The following is a 15,519-nucleotide window of genomic DNA, read 5'->3' as shown; positions in this document are numbered from 1 at the left end:
CGCCCGACGCTCTAAACCCCGATCCACCAGAGGCCGGCGATCAGCAGCCCCATCGGCACGGCGACACCGACTGCGACCTTGCGGCCGGTGACCAGGAAGACGGCAAAGCCGATGCCGGCCGCACCCAGCCGCAGCCAGAGCGGCGTGTCGGCGAGCATGCCGTTCGGGAAGACGATCAGCTTTGCGGTGACGGCCATGACCAGCGCGGTCGCCACCGCCCTCACCCAATAAAGCGCCTCGGATTCCTCGTTCAGCCGATTGCCTGCCACGACACCCAGCCAGCGCCAGATGTCGGTCGCCAGGAATCCGGCGACCGCGATGACGATGAAGGTCCAATAGTCCTCGATCATCGCATGCCTCCTACGCCGCGGCGCTTCTTCTTCCGGCGGATCCTGTCGATGAGATAGGCGATCGTGCCGCCGCCGATGCCGGCATAAAGCACGTCGAATTCCGGCGTCACCAGCGCCAGGAGCGGGCCGAGCACAACGCCCATGACAAAAGCAAGCTTCACAACCGGCTGGCGGGCGCTCGCCCAGATCGACGCGTTGAAATAGACTGGCGTCAGGAAGAAGAGCACGCCAGCGACGACCGGCGGAAAGCTCGATGCGATACCGTAGAAGGTCGCCACGACCAGCGTGCCGCATGTCGTAAGCGTGACGCCGAAACCGGCGAAATAGATCGCCCTATATTCGCGCGGCACGTTGCGCAGCGTGGTGATCGCAAAGACCCAGGATGTGATGGCGATGAAATGCGAGAGGATCAACAGTGCCCATGTCGGCGTGCGGCGTGTCCGTATTTCCGGAATGACCGAGGCGACCATCGGCGTCATGCGGATCGAGGAAAGCGTCACGGCAAGAAAGCAGGCGGCGATATTGGCGCCGCTCGCCATGGTGCCGACCAGGATCACCTGGGCCGGAAGCGCCCAGATCGCGAAGGACATGAACACCGCCTCGGCGCGGGTCAGCCCGGATTCGAGCGCGAAGGCGCTGAACCCGACAATGGAGGCCATCAGGATCAATGCCGGCAGGGAAATCATGCCCCGCATGCCGGTGAAGAACCAGGACAGGGCGCTACGGTCACTCTCTGGGGACATCAGGCTTCCGGCGGGGAAAAGGCGAGTCATAAAACGGCGATGCCGGGACAGGCCCGGCATCGCAAGTGTTCAATCTAAAAGTCTTACTTACTCTTCGGCACACGCGGTACGATGCTGCCCTTGCGCGGCGGTGTTCTCGGCGCCTCTTCCGAAGCAATCACATCCGCTTCGGCCATGGCCCGCGCTTTGGCCGAACCGTCCTTGCCCTTGGGCGAGGACTTCTTCGAGGCCTTCGGCTTGGACGCCCTGGCTTCGGCTTCTTCGGTCGCCTCTTCCACCTCGGCTTCCGGCTTCGGCTTCACGGGCGTCGCTTCGGGGATGGCATCGAGGACCAGCTTGTCCTTGCCATCCTCGTCCTTGCCAACGGTGACGCGAACCACGCCGCCCTTGCGCAGCTTGCCGAACAGGATTTCGTTCGCGAGCGGCTTCTTGATATGCTCCTGGATGACGCGCGAGAGCGGGCGGGCGCCCATCCTCTCGTCGTAACCCTTGTCGGCCAGCCAGGCGACGGCATCCTCATGCAGGTCGAAGGTGACGTTGCGTTCCGAAAGCTGCGTCTCGAGCTGCATGACGAACTTCTGCACGACCTGATGAATGACCTCCGTCGGCAGCGAGGCGAACGGGATCACCGCATCGAGGCGGTTGCGGAATTCCGGCGTGAATAGGCGGTTCAGTGCCTCCTCATCCTCGCCGGTACGCTTGGACGAGCCGAAGCCGATCGCGGCCTTGGCCATTTCCGATGCGCCCGCATTGGTCGTCATGATCAGGATGACGTTGCGGAAGTCGATCTTCTTGCCGTTGTGGTCGGTCAGCGAGCCATGGTCCATGACCTGCAGCAGGATATTGTAGATATCCGGATGCGCCTTCTCGATCTCGTCGAGCAGGACCACGCTGTGCGGATGCTGGTCGACACTGTCGGTCAGCAAACCACCCTGGTCGAAGCCCACATAGCCGGGAGGCGCGCCGAGCAGCCGCGAGACCGTGTGGCGTTCCATATATTCCGACATGTCGAAACGCAGGAGTTCCACGCCGAGCGAAGCAGCAAGCTGCTTGGCGACTTCCGTCTTGCCCACGCCGGTCGGGCCGGAGAAAACGTAGCAGCCGATCGGCTTGTTCGGTTCACGCAGGCCCGCCCGGGCGAGCTTGATGGACGTCGACAGAGCCTCGATAGCGTTGTCCTGCCCATAGACCACCGAACGCAACTCCTTTTCCAGGTTGGCGAGAACCATCTCGTCGTCCTTGGAAACGGTTTTCGGCGGGATACGGGCCATGGTGGCGATCGTCGCTTCGATCTCCTTCTCGGTGATCAGCTTGCGTCGCTTGGAGGCCGGCAGCAGCATCTGCGCCGCACCGGTCTCGTCGATCACGTCGATCGCCTTGTCCGGCAGCTTGCGGTCGGAGATGTAGCGTGCCGACAGTTCGACGGCGGACTTGATCGCCTCGTTGGTATAGCGAAGCTTGTGATAGTCCTCGAAATAGGGTTTCAGGCCCTTCATGATCTCGATCGCATCATCGATCGACGGTTCATTGACGTCGATCTTCTGGAAGCGGCGGACCAGTGCCCGGTCCTTTTCGAAGAACTGGCGGTACTCCTTGTAAGTGGTCGAGCCGATGCAGCGGATCGCGCCCGACGACAGAGCCGGCTTCAGCAGGTTCGAGGCATCCATCGCACCGCCGGACGTGGCGCCGGCGCCGATCACGGTGTGGATCTCGTCGATGAAAAGAACCGCACCCGGGTATTCCTCAAGCTCCTTGACGACCTGCTTCAGGCGCTCCTCGAAATCACCGCGATAACGCGTGCCGGCGAGCAGCGTGCCCATGTCCAGCGAGAAGATCGTCGCGTCGGCGAGCGCCTCCGGCACTTTGCCTTCGACGATGCGCTTGGCGAGACCTTCGGCGATCGCCGTCTTGCCGACGCCGGGGTCACCCACGTAAAGCGGGTTGTTCTTGGAGCGCCGGCACAGCACTTGGATCGTGCGGTTGACCTCGGCATTGCGGCCGATCAGCGGATCGATGCGGCCGTCACGCGCCTTTTCATTGAGGTTGACACAATAGGCCTTCAGCGCATCCTGCGGCTTCTTTGCCGAGCCCTCCTCCTGTTCGCGGGACGAGGGCTTGGCGTCGGAATCCGGCTCTTCGGCGCCGCGCGGCGGACGGGCCTGGGAGGAGCCCGGACGCTTTCCGATGCCGTGGGAGATGTAGTTGACCGCGTCGTAACGGGTCATTTCCTGCTCCTGCAGGAAGAAGGCCGCATGGCTTTCCCGTTCCGCGAAGATCGCGACGAGAACGTTGGCACCGGTCACTTCCTCGCGGCCGGACGACTGGACGTGGATCACCGCGCGCTGGATGACGCGCTGAAAGCCGGAAGTCGGCTTCGAATCCTCGTCGTATCCGGTGACGAGGTTGGCAAGCTCGTTATCGACATAATCCGTGACGGTCTTGCGCAGGGCTTCCAAATTGACGTTACAAGCGCCCATGACCGCCGCTGCATCGGCGTCATCGATCAACGCCAGAAGCAGGTGCTCGAGCGTGGCATATTCGTGATGCCGCTCGTTCGCGAAGGTCAGTGCCTGATGCAGCGCCTTTTCAAGACTAGGCGAAAATGTTGGCACGTCGGGTTCCTCACTTCTTTTCCATGACACATTGCAGCGGATGCTGGTGTTGCCGGGCGAAGTCCATGACCTGGGACACTTTGGTTTCCGCTACTTCGTAAGTATATATTCCGCACTCGCCCACGCCGTGGTTGTGGACATGGAGCATGATGCGTGTCGCAGCCTCCCGGTCCTTCTGGAAGAAACGCTCCAGAATGTGGATGACGAATTCCATCGGGGTATAGTCGTCATTCAACAGGAGTACGCGGTAGAGATTGGGCCGCTTGGTCTTTGGTTTCGTACGGGTGATGACCGAGGTTCCGCGGCCCGCGTTGTCTCCGTCGCCACCCTTTTCGCGTTGCATCAAGATCGGCAGTGCGATCATCTTCATTCATTCCCCAGTCGTCCGGCGATGGTTCAGCGAATGGCCGATCGACCAGACTTCAGACTTCCTAACTTAGTTCATTGAAAGCCGATTTTAAGCCCCCTGTGCGCCCGCGCAATCACTATTCCGCTAGAGAGATCGTCGAAGATGCGGAAAATTGAGGTTTTCCGCCTTGGCCTGAATCAAAAAGGCCGGCAGCACTGAATGCCGCCGGCCTTCGGTTGGAAGGTGTCGCCTCGAAAGGCCGTATTGTCCTCACGCGGCGTTTGCGGTCTTTACGGCTGTCGACTTGGCAATGGGCGCCTCGTAGGGCTTGTAGGCCGACTTCGCGAGATCGGCGTACATATCGCCCATCTTGGCCGCCTCGGCGATGAAGCCTTCATAGGCTGACTTTGCGTATTTGGTCTGAAGGTCATAGGCGGCATCGATGCTGCGGGCTGCAGCAAACGCCTCCATGAAAGCCGTCATGTCCTGGAACGACTTCTTGGAATATTCGCTGGCTTCCGTGGCAATCGCCTGAAAACCCTTGGCGGCTTCGGAATAACCCTTCAGCATTCCATCCATCGCTTCCTTGCTCTTCTTGCTGGCTTCATCGAAGTTGAACATACCACGGTCCCCTGTTCTATTCGGATGCGCTGATAAAAGAAGGGCGACCGACAAAAGTCAAGGATGATTTGTGCAGCGCAAAACCACCCATGGTTGCATTTCCATATATGCAAATGCAGGGATCGATTCAGCGCAATGATTTCGCGATGATATATCAGCTTGCCACAACCACTGCGGAATGGTCGGGCTTTTATTTTCTTTTAACGACAGTGGCAAAGAGCCGCAATCGAAAAGCGGGCGCAAGGCCCGCTTTCGAGATTTTCAAGATTTCCGGCGATCACAGGTCGACGTCGAGGATAGCCATCGAAAAGTTGTAGGAGCGGTCACCGTCCTCGTCGTCGACATAGATGACGCCCAGGAATTCGTCGCCGATATAGACCTCTGCGGAATCATTCTTGCGCGGACGCGCCTTTACGACGATCTGCGGATTGAGCACGCGCTTGAAATAGGCATCGAGCTTCTTGATTTCGTCCGGTTTCACACTTCTCTCCGTCAGCGGTTCCAAGTTGGGGCGCTTTTGGCACGGGACAAAGGCGAAAGTAAAGCCGCCAGAATGCGACCCTGCCGCTCTTTCCCATGGTGAAAGTGCAGCAGGAAAGCTCAGATGTCCGAACCCAGGAGCTGATCCATCAGCCGGGCCGGCTCGGAACACCCTGCTTCTCCGACCACTTTGGCCGGCACGCCGGCGACGGTCGATTTCGGCGGAACAGGCTTCAGAACCACCGAGCCGGCGGCAACGCGCGAGCAGGAGCCGACCTCGATATTGCCGAGGATCTTCGCCCCGGCGCCGATCAGCACGCCATGGCCGATCTTCGGATGCCGGTCAGCGCCTTCCTTGCCGGTGCCGCCGAGCGTCACGCCGTGGAGGATCGAGACATTGTCGCCGATCACCGCCGTCTCCCCGACGACAAGGCCGGTGGCATGGTCGAGGAAAATGCCCTTGCCGATCCGGGCAGCCGGATTGATATCCGTCTGAAAGACACTGGAAGACCTGCTCTGCAGATAAAGCGCGAAGTCGCGGCGGCCGCGATTGAGCAGCCAATGCGCCAGCCGGTGCGTCTGGATCGCATGGAAACCCTTGAAATAAAGCACAGGCTCCAGGAAACGCAGGCAGGCGGGATCGCGATCGTAGACAGCCTGGATGTCGACGCGCAGGATCGCGCCCCATTCCGGCCAATCATCCAGCATTTCCATGAAGGTCTGGCGCAGGAGCACAGCCTGGAGGTCGGGATGGTCGAGACGTTCGCAGATGCGATGCACGACGCATTCTTCAAGCGACCGATGGTTCAGCACCGTGGAATAGAGAAAAGCGGCAAGCAGCGGATCCTGCTGGATTGCCGCATGGGCTTCCTCACGCAACGTATCCCAGATGGGATCCACCGACGTGACCGGCTCCTTCTGGCGGACTTCATTTCTTGCGCCCATGGCCGTCTCCTCGTTTGCCGTGAGAGAGCTTATATAAAACAAGTTTACGGGAAGACCAACGGCTCGCAAATCGCATTCCGTTGATCGTTATGATCAGAGAAGCTGTTCTCTTGCCGAAAGCTCTGCGTAAAAATCCAGGACCGCCTTCCTGAATACCCGATCGCCGACGGCCAGCATATGATCGCGGCCTGGAATATCGAGTGCGATCGCATGCGGCATCAACGCCGCGAGCTCCTGCGGTGAACCGGCGATATCGTCCTTCGTCCCGACCCCGATCAACGTCGGCGCTTCGATGCGGCCCATATCGGCGCGTGAAACAAGATCACGCGAGCCGCGAATACAGGCCGCAAGCGCCTCTCTGTCGCTCTTCGTCTGGTCGGCGAAGGCGCGGAATGTCTTCCCGCGCGCATGGGTGACGTGGTCGAGGGACGGCGCAAGCAGAGCGTCGGCGATCGGGTCCCAATCCCCTACCCCATCCGTCATGCCGATCCCGAGGCCCCCGAGTACCAGCGAGCGCACACGGTGAGGATGGGCAAGGGTGGCGAAAACCGAGATGCGGGCGCCCATGGAATAACCGAAGAGATGCGCTTCCGGAATGCGCAGGTGGTCGAGGAGAGCGATCGAGTCCTCGGCCATCACCCAGGGCCGATAGGCTTCCGGATCAAGCGGCTTGTCGCTTGCGCCATGGCCGCGATTGTCGATCGCGATCACCCGGTAGCCCGCATCGCCCAGCGTTTTCAGCCAGCCCGGATGGACCCAGTTGACGAGCGCACTCGAGGCAAAGCCGTGGATCAGCAACACCGGATCGCCGGAAGGATCGCCTTCGTCAAAATAGGCAAGCTTCAGACCATCGTGGGAAAATGAAGAGAAGGCGGGAGCATTGAGATTCATCAGTCGACCTTTGGCGGCATCTTTTTTATCGGACCATAGGTGATCCGCCGTCCGGTTTGAACCCATGCACGATACGAAATCGGGAGGCCCGCGGCGGTTTTCCCACTACACATTTTGAACGCGCGGCGATAATGTCCGCCGCAAATCAGAAGCATGGAGACCATCATGGCCGGGCACAGCATTCCTCATTTCCAGAACGACGGCGGATATCGGATGATCCAGATCGGCGTGAAGGAATTCATGTGCACCGGCGCGTCCGTGCCGTTCGATCATCCGCATATCTTCATCGACATGGGAGACGACGTCGAAAAGGTCTGCTCCTATTGTTCGACCCTCTATCGTTACAATCCGTCCCTGAAGTCCGATCAGACCGATCCGCCGGGCTGTGTCTTCCACGTACAGGCCGCGTGAATTCCCGCTGACCGGCCGATACGATGTCCATTGAGAGAGTAGCGATCATCGGCGCCGGCATGGCCGGGCTGACGGCTGCGCTTTCCTTCGCGCACCGCGGAATCGCCGCCGACATCTTCGAAGAGGCGGCAGCACTGGTCGAGGTCGGCGCCGGCCTGCAGATATCACCGAACGCTTCCCGCGTGCTGTCCGAACTCGGCGTGCTTCCTGCGTTGGAAGCGGTCTGGACCGAGCCCGAGCGGATCGCTCTCGTCTCCGGCCTTTCACTCCGGCCGATCACCCATGTCCCAGCCGGCCGCTTTGCCCGCGAACGATGGGGGGCTCCCTATGGTGTTCTTCACCGCGCCACGCTGCAGAATGCGCTGCTTTCGGCCGTCAAACATAACCCGCTCTGCACGGTTCATCTCGGCACGCCCGTGCGCGAGAACGCACATGAGACGCTGACAAGGATCACCGGCAAGACCTATCCGCTGATCGTCGGCGCCGACGGCGTCTGGTCGAACCTGCGCACCGAGATTCCGCACGCTCCGAAGCCTGACTTTTCGCACAATGTCGCGTGGCGCTTCACGATCTCGAACGGCGCTATGCCTTCATGGCTGGTTCCCGATCAGGTCACCGCATTCCTCGGTCCTTCGACCCATCTTGTCGCCTATCCGCTGAAAGAGGTCGACGGCTTCAACATCGTCGCCATCGCCTCGGGCATCAGTCCCGGCGAGACCTGGGATGCGGAAGCAAGCGAAGCGCAGCGGCACATGCTGCTCTCGCAATTCCATCGCTGGGACCGGCGCATCGTCGATCTCCTCGAGAGGACCGAAAGACCAACATTCTGGCCGCTATACCAGGTCAGCCCTGGACGCTGGCAGAACGGCCGGAACATGGCACTGATCGGCGATGCAGCCCATGCGATGATGCCGTTCGCGGCCCAGGGCGCAGCGATGGCGATCGAAGATGCCTTCGTACTTGCCAATAGGGTGGCAGGTCCCCTGCCGCTTGCCCAAGCCTTGTCCTCGTTCGAGAGCGACCGCACCGCCCGAGCCGCCAAAGTTCGCGCTCGCGGCCTCTTCAACCGCTTTGCCTATCATGCCCGTGGACCAATCAGGCTCGGCCGCAACATCGTGCTGTCGCTTCGCCCGCCGCAATCGCTCGCAGCGGACCTCGACTGGCTTTACGGCTTCAGGGCCGAGTAATCAGACCTCTGCCGCTGCCGCGAAACCCGCTTCCAGATCCTTCCTGAGATCGGCGACATCTTCGAGGCCGATCTGCAGGCGAATGACGGGGCCTTCCGGCGGCGCCTTGCGAATGGTGCGATCCGACAGGTTGACGTGCACGGCAAGGCTCTCGTAACCGCCCCAAGAATAACCGAGGCCGAAGAAGGAAAGCGCATCCAGGAAGGCGTGTGCCTTTGCCTTGGCGTTTTCGGCATCCGCCTTCAGAACGAAGGAGAAGACGCCGCTCGCGCCCTTGAAATCGCGCTTCCAGATTTCATGACCCGGAAAACTCGGCAGCGCCGGATGCAGGACACGGGCCACGTCGTTACGGGTTTCCAGCCACCTGGCGATATCGAGCGCGCTCTTCTGGTGATGTTCGAGACGGATACCCATCGTGCGCAGGCCGCGCAGGATCTGATAGGAATCGTCCGGCGCACCACAGATGCCGAGCGCGATTCGGGATTCCTCGAGCCGCGGCCAGTGTCTGGCATTGGCGGAAACCGACCCCATGATGATGTCCGAGTGCCCGGACGGATATTTCGTCGTCGCATGGATCGACACGTCGACGCCGAAATCGAGCGGCCGGAAATAAAGCGGCGTCGCCCAGGTATTGTCCATGGTGACGACGCAATCGTGCCTGTGCGCCACTTCCGCGATCGTCCGGATATCCTGCATTTCGAAGGTGTTGGAGCCCGGCGCTTCGGTGTGGACGAGCTTCGTGTTCGGCTTGATCAGCGCCTCGATCCCGGCTCCGATTTCCGGATCGTAATAGTCAATCTCGACGCCGAGCCGCTTCAGCATCGTGTCGCAGAAATGACGGCAAGGTGTGTAGACCGAATCCACGATCAGCGCGTGGTCGCCGGCCGAAAGGTAGGCGAGAAACGGGACCGTGATCGCAGCAAGCCCCGACGGGACGAGAATGGTGCCGGCAGACCCTTCCAGTTCATCGAAAGCGGCGCAAAGCGCCTCCGTGGTCGGCGTGGCGCGCGTGCCGTAGGTATATTTCTGAGCCCGCTTCTCCATCGTCGCGGTGTCTGGGAAAAGCACCGTCGAGGCATGCACGACCGGAGGATTGACGAAGCCATGATAGCCGGACGGATCATGCCCCATATGAGCAAGGCGCGTGTTCGGACCAGCATCGGCGAGCAGGGACTCATTCTTAATCTTCATATCGGGGAAAACTTTCGTTGGCAGGGCATGAACTGGAGTTTTGCCGCTGGAACAAGATACGGTCAACCCCGATTGAAGCAGCCGATTAAACATCAGGAAACCTGCCATCTAACGAGAATCGCTTCAGTTTTGATCACGGTCCGCCTAAACTTTAAGTAACTGATGATTTCCTGTGCCGTGACGAGGAATTTACCTTATTTCCGACGCAATTCGAAACAGCGACACTTGACCCTGCGTTGTTTTGCGAATGAGATAGCACGCGCCCGCACCGGGAGGGTTGCCGGGCGACCGGCCGTATTCAAAGAGAATCAGGGGAGCGGCGCGGTGTCACCAAATCACACAAGACCAAGAGATAAGGTTGGGAAAAAATGAAAAAGACGCTTCTGTCGGCCGCTATTGGCGCAGCGGTCCTGGGCTTTGCCTCGGCCGCATCGGCTGCCACGCTGGATAACGTGAAGTCCAAGGGTTTCGTTCAGTGCGGCGTCAATACCGGCCTTGCCGGCTTTGCCGCACCGGATTCGGCCGGCAACTGGACCGGTTTCGACGTCGATTATTGCAAGGCCGTCGCCGCGGCGATCTTCGGCGATGCGACCAAGGTCAAATATACGCCGACCACGGCGCAGAGCCGCTTCACGGCCCTGCAGTCCGGCGAAGTCGATCTCCTCGCCCGTAACACGACCTGGACGATCAGCCGCGATACCGCTCTCGGCCTGAACTTCCGCTACGTCAACTATTATGACGGCCAGGGTTTCATGGTTCCGAAGAGCCTCAACGTGAAGTCGGCCCTCGAGCTTTCCGGCGCCGCCGTCTGCGTCCAGTCCGGCACCACGACGGAACTCAACCTTGCCGACTATTTCAAGGCGAACAACCTGCAATACAACCCGGTCGTCTTCGAAAAGCTCGAGGAAGTGAATGCCGCCTACCAGGCCGGCCGCTGCGACGTCTACACGACCGACCAGTCGGGCCTCTATTCAATCCGTCTCGGACTCTCCAACCCGAACGACCATGTCGTCCTGCCGGAGATCATCTCCAAGGAGCCGCTCGGCCCGGCCGTCCGCCAGGGCGACGACCAGTGGTTCGACATCGTCATGTGGGCCGGCTACGCCCTGGTGCAGGCCGAGGAGTTCGGCATCACGCAGGCCAATGTCGACGAGATGAAGAATTCGACCAACCCGGACATCCGCCGCTTCCTGGGCGTGGAGCAGGACACCAAGATCGGCACCGACCTCGGCCTGACCAATGAATGGGCCTACAATATTGTCAAAGGCGTCGGCAATTACGGTGATGTCTTCGAGCGCAATATCGGCCAGAACACGCCGCTGAAAATCGAGCGCGGCCTGAACGCGCTCTGGACCAAGGGCGGTCTGCAATACGCTCCGCCGATCCGCTGATCGGCAAACGCTAAGGGACAAGACGGCTTTGCCGTCTTGTCCTTCACATAAGAAAAGACGCATAAAAAGAAAAAGACCTCCAAAGCGAGGTCGCCAGGGGAAAAGGCCAGCATGACAGATCACGCTGCAATTGCGCCTTCCGAGGCGCGGACCTTAAGGTCCTACGCGTATGACCCAAGATTTCGGGGTATTTTTTTCCAGGCGCTCACCCTCCTCATCATCATCGTTGCCGGCTGGTGGATCTTCGACAATACCGCTGAAAACCTCGCCAGATCCGGCACCGCCTCGGGCTACGGCTTCCTGAGAGGCCGCGCCGGTTTCGACATCGGCCAGGCTCTCATTCCTTATACCAGTGACTCCACCTATGGCCGCGCCATCTTCGTCGGTTTCCTCAACACGGTGCTGGTCGCCGTTTTTGGTATCATCACCGCCACGATCGTCGGCTTCATCATCGGTCTCGGCCGTCTTTCAAAGAACTGGCTGATCGCAAGGCTCTGCACCGTCTATGTGGAAGTCTTCCGCAACATCCCGGTGCTTCTCATCATCTTCTTCTGGTACAAGGGCGTGCTGGACTCCCTGCCCCAGGTCCGGGATTCGATCGCCCTTCCCTTCAGCATCTTCCTGAACAATCGTGGCCTTGCCTTTCCGCGGCCGATCTGGGGAGACGGGGCCTGGTTGATTCCGCTCGCCATCATCATCGGCATCGTCGCCACCATGGTGGTTGCCCGATGGGCAAAGCAGCGCCAGATCACGACGGGCAAGCAATTCCATACGGTCTGGGCCGGCATCGGGCTGATCGCCGGCCTGCCGGTCCTCGCCTTCCTGGCTGCGGGTGCGCCGCTGACCTTCGATTATCCGATTGCCGGTCGCTTCAATCTGACAGGCGGCACGCGCATTCTGCCGGAATTCGTAGCGCTTTATCTCGCGCTATCGCTTTATACGGCATCCTTCATCGCCGAAGTCATCCGCGCCGGCATCCGCGGCGTTCCGAAGGGTCAAAGCGAGGCCTCTTTCGCGCTTGGCCTGCAGCCCTCGCATACGACGCGTCTCGTGATCGTACCGCAGGCCATGCGCATCATCATTCCGCCGCTTACAAGCCAATATCTCAACCTGACCAAGAACTCCTCGCTCGGCGTTGCGATCGGCTTTCCCGAACTCTTCTCCACGACCAGTACGACGCTGAACCAGACCGGTCAGGCCGTGGAAGCGATCTCCATCATGCTGACCGTTTACCTGGCGATCAGTATCGCGACCTCGATGTTCATGAACTGGTTCAACGCCAAGATGGCGCTGGTGGAAAGGTAAGGCCATGAATCCGAAAAACCTCGCCTACGTCCGCACCGAAATGCTGGGGCCGGAACCCGCCCCGCTCAGCACCAAGACCATCTCAGGCTGGATCAGGACCAATCTGCTTGCAACGCCGAAGGATACCGCGCTGACGGTGATCGCCGCAGCCCTCCTGCTGTGGACCGTGCCCGGCATGCTCGAATGGCTGTTCTTCGATGCCGTCTGGTCGGGCTCCGACCGGAGCGTCTGCACGACGATCGTCCAGGGAGGTATCCAGCCGGACGGCTGGAAAGGCGCCTGCTGGGCCTTCGTGGGTGACCGCTTCCAGCAGTTCATGTTCGGCCGCTACCCGATAGACGAACGCTGGCGGCCGATGCTCGTGGCGATCCTGTTCGTGGCGCTGCTCGTGCCGATGCTGATTCCGAAAGTGCCGCGCAAGGGTCTCAATGCCCTGCTCTTCTTCGTCGTCTTCCCGATCGTCGCCTTCTTCCTCCTGCACGGCAACATCTTTGGTCTCAGAGAAGTGGAAACACCGCTCTGGGGCGGACTGATGGTGACCCTTATCCTCTCCTTCGTGGGGATCGCGGTATCACTCCCGGTCGGCATCCTGCTTGCGCTCGGACGCCGCTCAAACATGCCGGTGATCCGCATGTTCTGCGTCGGCTTCATCGAGATCATCCGCGGCGTGCCGCTGATCAGCGTTCTCTTCATGGCGAACGTGATGCTGCCGCTGTTCCTGCCGACCGGCTGGACGATCGACAATTTTCTGCGCGCTCTCGTCGGTGTGGCGATCTTCGCGTCCGCCTATATGGCCGAAGTCATCCGCGGCGGTCTGCAGGCGATCCCGAAGGGCCAGTCGGAAGGGGCCGATTCGCTGGGCCTGAGCTATTGGCAGAAGATGCGGCTGGTCATCCTGCCGCAGGCGGTCAAGCTCGTCATTCCGGGCATCGTCAACACCTTCATCGGCCTGTTCAAGGATACTTCGCTCGTATCGATCATCGGCATGTTCGATCTGCTCGGCATCGTGCGGCTCAACTTCACCGACACGACCTGGATCACGCCGGTCACGCCGATCACCGGCCTCATTTTCGCAGGCTTCATCTTCTGGCTATTTTGTTTCGGCATGTCGCGCTATTCCGCCTTCATGGAACGGCATCTCGATACGAGCCACACGCGGTAATCGCCGCGAAGGAAACACAAGGGGATAAAAATGGCTGAAGCCCAACTCAAGAAACTGACTGTCTCCACCACCGACATCGCCGTCGAAATCATCAAGATGAACAAGTGGTACGGCGACTTCCACGTGCTGCGCGACATCAATCTCAAGGTCATGGGCGGCGAGCGCATCGTCATCGCCGGCCCGTCCGGCTCCGGCAAGTCGACGATGATCCGCTGCATCAACCGGCTGGAGGAACACCAGTCCGGCTCGATCATCGTCGACGGCATCGAACTTACCAACGATCTGAAGAAAATCGACGAAGTGCGCCGCGAAGTCGGCATGGTATTCCAGCACTTCAACCTCTTCCCGCATCTGACGATCCTTGAGAACTGCACGCTCGCGCCGATCTGGGTCCGCAAGATGCCGAAGAAGGAGGCCGAAGAGATCGCGATGCATTATCTGCGGCGCGTCAAGATCCCGGAACAGGCCAACAAATATCCGGGCCAGCTCTCCGGCGGCCAGCAGCAGCGCGTGGCGATTGCCCGCTCGCTCTGCATGAAGCCGAAGATCATGCTGTTCGACGAACCGACGTCGGCGCTCGATCCGGAAATGGTCAAGGAAGTTCTCGATACGATGGTGGGCCTCGCCGAAGAGGGCATGACCATGCTCTGCGTCACCCATGAAATGGGCTTCGCGCGCCAGGTGGCAAACCGCGTCATCTTCATGGACCAGGGGCAGATCGTCGAACAGAACTCGCCAGCGGAGTTCTTCGACAATCCGCAGCACGAGCGCACAAAGCTCTTCCTCAGCCAGATCCTGCACTGAGCATTCCATCCGGCCTTGGCGATACGGGGCGTGTCAGCGCCCCGTTTTTATTTCACCATTTGAATGAATAGCGGGCGTTGACGCTGGCAACGGGATCGGGCGCATCCGACGTTCGATCGAGCGCGCCACTGATCGTCATATGCCTGCCGAAATTCTTTTCAACGCCGATGCCGGCGCCGACGACCTTGAAACCATTGGTGCCGGACGCTCGACCAATGACCGCCATACCACTTGGCCCGTGCGACAGCCGCACGGACTGGCTGGCATCGAGGCCACACCATTCGCCGGACGCGCCGTCATAACGCATGCCGTAACTGCTCCGCCTCTCGATATCGATCGTCGGCGTTACGATCTCCTTCTCATAATAATTCATGGTGATCGCCGCGCTGCCACTGCTGCCATCGAGATTGACGCCGACGCCGCGGTTCATCTGATAGGCAGGCATTTCAATCTTCTCGGCCGTGAAATTGCTCCAGAACTTGATGGGCGTATCGACAGGTGCGCCGCTTTTCGTGGTGTTCACTCTCATCGAGACGCCAGCCTCCGGCTCAAGCCGCGACGGCAACTTCAGGCCCAGCTTGACCGAATAGCTGGTATCGGACGTCTTGGAAGGTTTCCAAATCAGTGGCTTGTCGTCCGCAGATGCGGAACCGGTGCCCCAAAAGGCCGCACTCATCAGTGCCGCCAAACCGGCAGCAAGAGTCTTAACGTTCATGAATAACAATCCCTACTTCGAAGGCCCATAAAACATCTGGTACGCTGGGATTGCAGCCTTCATCGCTGCCACACGCAATTTCGAATATGAGGGGCAGTTTTCACCCCGATCGGCTGTGCGAATCATCGCTTCGACTTTCGCCTCGAAGCGAACATGAACAGTATATGAATAAATGCGACGCATCGGAAGCCATAATGCGGCAAGAATGCGATTTTGGGCAGTGCAGCAGGCATCTCGGCCTTGCTGTAGGTGCTTGTGTCCGAACCGCAACAGAGTTCCAGAGATGGCGTCTTTCAGTCCAGGAACAAATTCTGGCATCCCCTTCCTTGGCCGGCGCATCGTGCTTTTTTGACAATTGATTT

General features: G+C 59.9%; 16 protein-coding genes. 6 read left to right on the top strand and 10 right to left on the bottom strand.

Annotation, left to right across the window (positions count from 1 at the left end; all coding sequences use genetic code 11):
• Positions 1 to 11 precede the first annotated feature (11 nt).
• The 8 genes from QEO92_RS08605 to QEO92_RS08570 all read right to left on the bottom strand — a co-directional run bounded on the left by QEO92_RS08605 (position 12) and on the right by QEO92_RS08570 (position 6,991).
• Positions 12 to 350 (bottom strand): AzlD domain-containing protein, encoded by a 339-nt coding sequence (locus QEO92_RS08605; RefSeq protein WP_227702724.1) that lies wholly within the window; start codon positions 348 to 350, stop codon positions 12 to 14.
• Positions 347 to 1,096: an AzlC family ABC transporter permease gene (locus QEO92_RS08600; RefSeq protein WP_407722066.1), complete on the bottom strand. Its 750-nt coding sequence runs from the start codon at positions 1,094 to 1,096 to the stop codon at positions 347 to 349. Before QEO92_RS08600 ends, QEO92_RS08605 begins: the two co-directional genes overlap by 4 nt.
• A gap of 80 nt (positions 1,097 to 1,176) precedes the next feature.
• A complete protein-coding gene (clpA, locus tag QEO92_RS08595; protein ID WP_037154931.1) occupies positions 1,177 to 3,705 on the bottom strand; it encodes an ATP-dependent Clp protease ATP-binding subunit ClpA in 2,529 nt (842 codons plus the stop codon).
• Positions 3,706 to 3,715: 10 nt separating this feature from the next.
• Entirely contained in the window at positions 3,716 to 4,069 is a 354-nt protein-coding gene (gene clpS / locus QEO92_RS08590) for an ATP-dependent Clp protease adapter ClpS (protein WP_210055531.1), read from the bottom strand.
• A 255-nt stretch (positions 4,070 to 4,324) separates the two neighbouring features.
• A complete protein-coding gene (locus QEO92_RS08585; protein ID WP_037154928.1) occupies positions 4,325 to 4,675 on the bottom strand; it encodes a phasin family protein in 351 nt (116 codons plus the stop codon).
• 277 nt (positions 4,676 to 4,952) lie between these two features.
• Positions 4,953 to 5,156, bottom strand: coding sequence for a DUF3126 family protein (locus tag QEO92_RS08580; protein ID WP_037154925.1), 204 nt, complete (start codon positions 5,154 to 5,156; stop codon positions 4,953 to 4,955).
• Between the two features lie 119 nt (positions 5,157 to 5,275).
• Complete coding sequence (gene cysE / locus QEO92_RS08575) at positions 5,276 to 6,100, bottom strand: serine O-acetyltransferase (protein ID WP_037154922.1); 825 nt, start codon at positions 6,098 to 6,100, stop codon at positions 5,276 to 5,278.
• 93 nt (positions 6,101 to 6,193) lie between these two features.
• Complete coding sequence (locus tag QEO92_RS08570) at positions 6,194 to 6,991, bottom strand: alpha/beta fold hydrolase (protein ID WP_227702722.1); 798 nt, start codon at positions 6,989 to 6,991, stop codon at positions 6,194 to 6,196.
• A gap of 165 nt (positions 6,992 to 7,156) precedes the next feature.
• Between QEO92_RS08570 and QEO92_RS08565 the strand changes: the two genes are divergently transcribed.
• Positions 7,157 to 7,402: a zinc-finger domain-containing protein gene (locus QEO92_RS08565; RefSeq protein WP_210055100.1), complete on the top strand. Its 246-nt coding sequence runs from the start codon at positions 7,157 to 7,159 to the stop codon at positions 7,400 to 7,402.
• Between the two features lie 23 nt (positions 7,403 to 7,425).
• On the top strand, positions 7,426 to 8,589 hold the full coding sequence (locus tag QEO92_RS08560) for an FAD-dependent monooxygenase (protein ID WP_227702721.1): 1,164 nt from the start codon (positions 7,426 to 7,428) through the stop codon (positions 8,587 to 8,589).
• On the opposite strand, the gene QEO92_RS08555 is transcribed toward QEO92_RS08560, so the two are convergent.
• Positions 8,590 to 9,780: a cystathionine beta-lyase gene (locus QEO92_RS08555; protein WP_227702720.1), complete on the bottom strand. Its 1,191-nt coding sequence runs from the start codon at positions 9,778 to 9,780 to the stop codon at positions 8,590 to 8,592.
• A 368-nt stretch (positions 9,781 to 10,148) separates the two neighbouring features.
• Between QEO92_RS08555 and QEO92_RS08550 the strand changes: the two genes are divergently transcribed.
• The 4 genes from QEO92_RS08550 to QEO92_RS08535 all read left to right on the top strand — a co-directional run bounded on the left by QEO92_RS08550 (position 10,149) and on the right by QEO92_RS08535 (position 14,442).
• Positions 10,149 to 11,171, top strand: a complete 1,023-nt coding sequence (locus QEO92_RS08550; protein ID WP_037154914.1) for an amino acid ABC transporter substrate-binding protein — start codon at positions 10,149 to 10,151, stop codon at positions 11,169 to 11,171.
• Between the two features lie 111 nt (positions 11,172 to 11,282).
• Positions 11,283 to 12,476, top strand: a complete 1,194-nt coding sequence (locus tag QEO92_RS08545; RefSeq protein WP_227702719.1) for an amino acid ABC transporter permease — start codon at positions 11,283 to 11,285, stop codon at positions 12,474 to 12,476.
• 4 nt (positions 12,477 to 12,480) lie between these two features.
• The gene (locus QEO92_RS08540) at positions 12,481 to 13,638 is read left to right on the top strand and encodes an amino acid ABC transporter permease (RefSeq protein ID WP_227702718.1); all 1,158 of its coding nucleotides are present in this window, start codon (positions 12,481 to 12,483) and stop codon (positions 13,636 to 13,638) included.
• A gap of 30 nt (positions 13,639 to 13,668) precedes the next feature.
• Complete coding sequence (locus QEO92_RS08535; RefSeq protein ID WP_227702717.1) at positions 13,669 to 14,442, top strand: amino acid ABC transporter ATP-binding protein; 774 nt, start codon at positions 13,669 to 13,671, stop codon at positions 14,440 to 14,442.
• A gap of 52 nt (positions 14,443 to 14,494) precedes the next feature.
• Here QEO92_RS08535 and QEO92_RS08530 read toward each other — a convergent pair whose 3' ends face one another.
• Positions 14,495 to 15,157 (bottom strand): hypothetical protein, encoded by a 663-nt coding sequence (locus QEO92_RS08530; RefSeq protein ID WP_227702716.1) that lies wholly within the window; start codon positions 15,155 to 15,157, stop codon positions 14,495 to 14,497.
• Between the last annotated feature and the right edge of the window lie 362 nt (positions 15,158 to 15,519).

It is taken from the genome of Neorhizobium petrolearium, from assembly GCF_029854435.1.
GTDB classification, from domain to species: domain Bacteria; phylum Pseudomonadota; class Alphaproteobacteria; order Rhizobiales; family Rhizobiaceae; genus Neorhizobium; species Neorhizobium petrolearium.
Note: the sequence above shows the minus strand (reverse complement) of the source record. Positions and strands in the feature narration are given on the sequence as shown.

Bases quoted from the DNA above. Each gene is read 5' to 3' on its own strand.
- QEO92_RS08565 (WP_210055100.1), top strand. From the start codon at position 7,157: ATGGCCGGGCACAGCATTCCTCATTTCCAGAACGACGGCGGATATCGG.
- QEO92_RS08605 (WP_227702724.1), bottom strand. From the start codon at position 350: ATGATCGAGGACTATTGGACCTTCATCGTCATCGCGGTCGCCGGATTC.
- clpS (WP_210055531.1), bottom strand. From the start codon at position 4,069: ATGATCGCACTGCCGATCTTGATGCAACGCGAAAAGGGTGGCGACGGA.
- QEO92_RS08585 (WP_037154928.1), bottom strand. From the start codon at position 4,675: ATGTTCAACTTCGATGAAGCCAGCAAGAAGAGCAAGGAAGCGATGGAT.
- QEO92_RS08530 (WP_227702716.1), bottom strand. From the start codon at position 15,157: ATGAACGTTAAGACTCTTGCTGCCGGTTTGGCGGCACTGATGAGTGCG.
- QEO92_RS08555 (WP_227702720.1), bottom strand. From the start codon at position 9,780: ATGAAGATTAAGAATGAGTCCCTGCTCGCCGATGCTGGTCCGAACACG.
- QEO92_RS08550 (WP_037154914.1), top strand. From the start codon at position 10,149: ATGAAAAAGACGCTTCTGTCGGCCGCTATTGGCGCAGCGGTCCTGGGC.
- QEO92_RS08560 (WP_227702721.1), top strand. From the start codon at position 7,426: ATGTCCATTGAGAGAGTAGCGATCATCGGCGCCGGCATGGCCGGGCTG.
- QEO92_RS08545 (WP_227702719.1), top strand. From the start codon at position 11,283: ATGACAGATCACGCTGCAATTGCGCCTTCCGAGGCGCGGACCTTAAGG.
- QEO92_RS08535 (WP_227702717.1), top strand. From the start codon at position 13,669: ATGGCTGAAGCCCAACTCAAGAAACTGACTGTCTCCACCACCGACATC.
- cysE (WP_037154922.1), bottom strand. From the start codon at position 6,100: ATGGGCGCAAGAAATGAAGTCCGCCAGAAGGAGCCGGTCACGTCGGTG.
- QEO92_RS08540 (WP_227702718.1), top strand. From the start codon at position 12,481: ATGAATCCGAAAAACCTCGCCTACGTCCGCACCGAAATGCTGGGGCCG.
- QEO92_RS08570 (WP_227702722.1), bottom strand. From the start codon at position 6,991: ATGAATCTCAATGCTCCCGCCTTCTCTTCATTTTCCCACGATGGTCTG.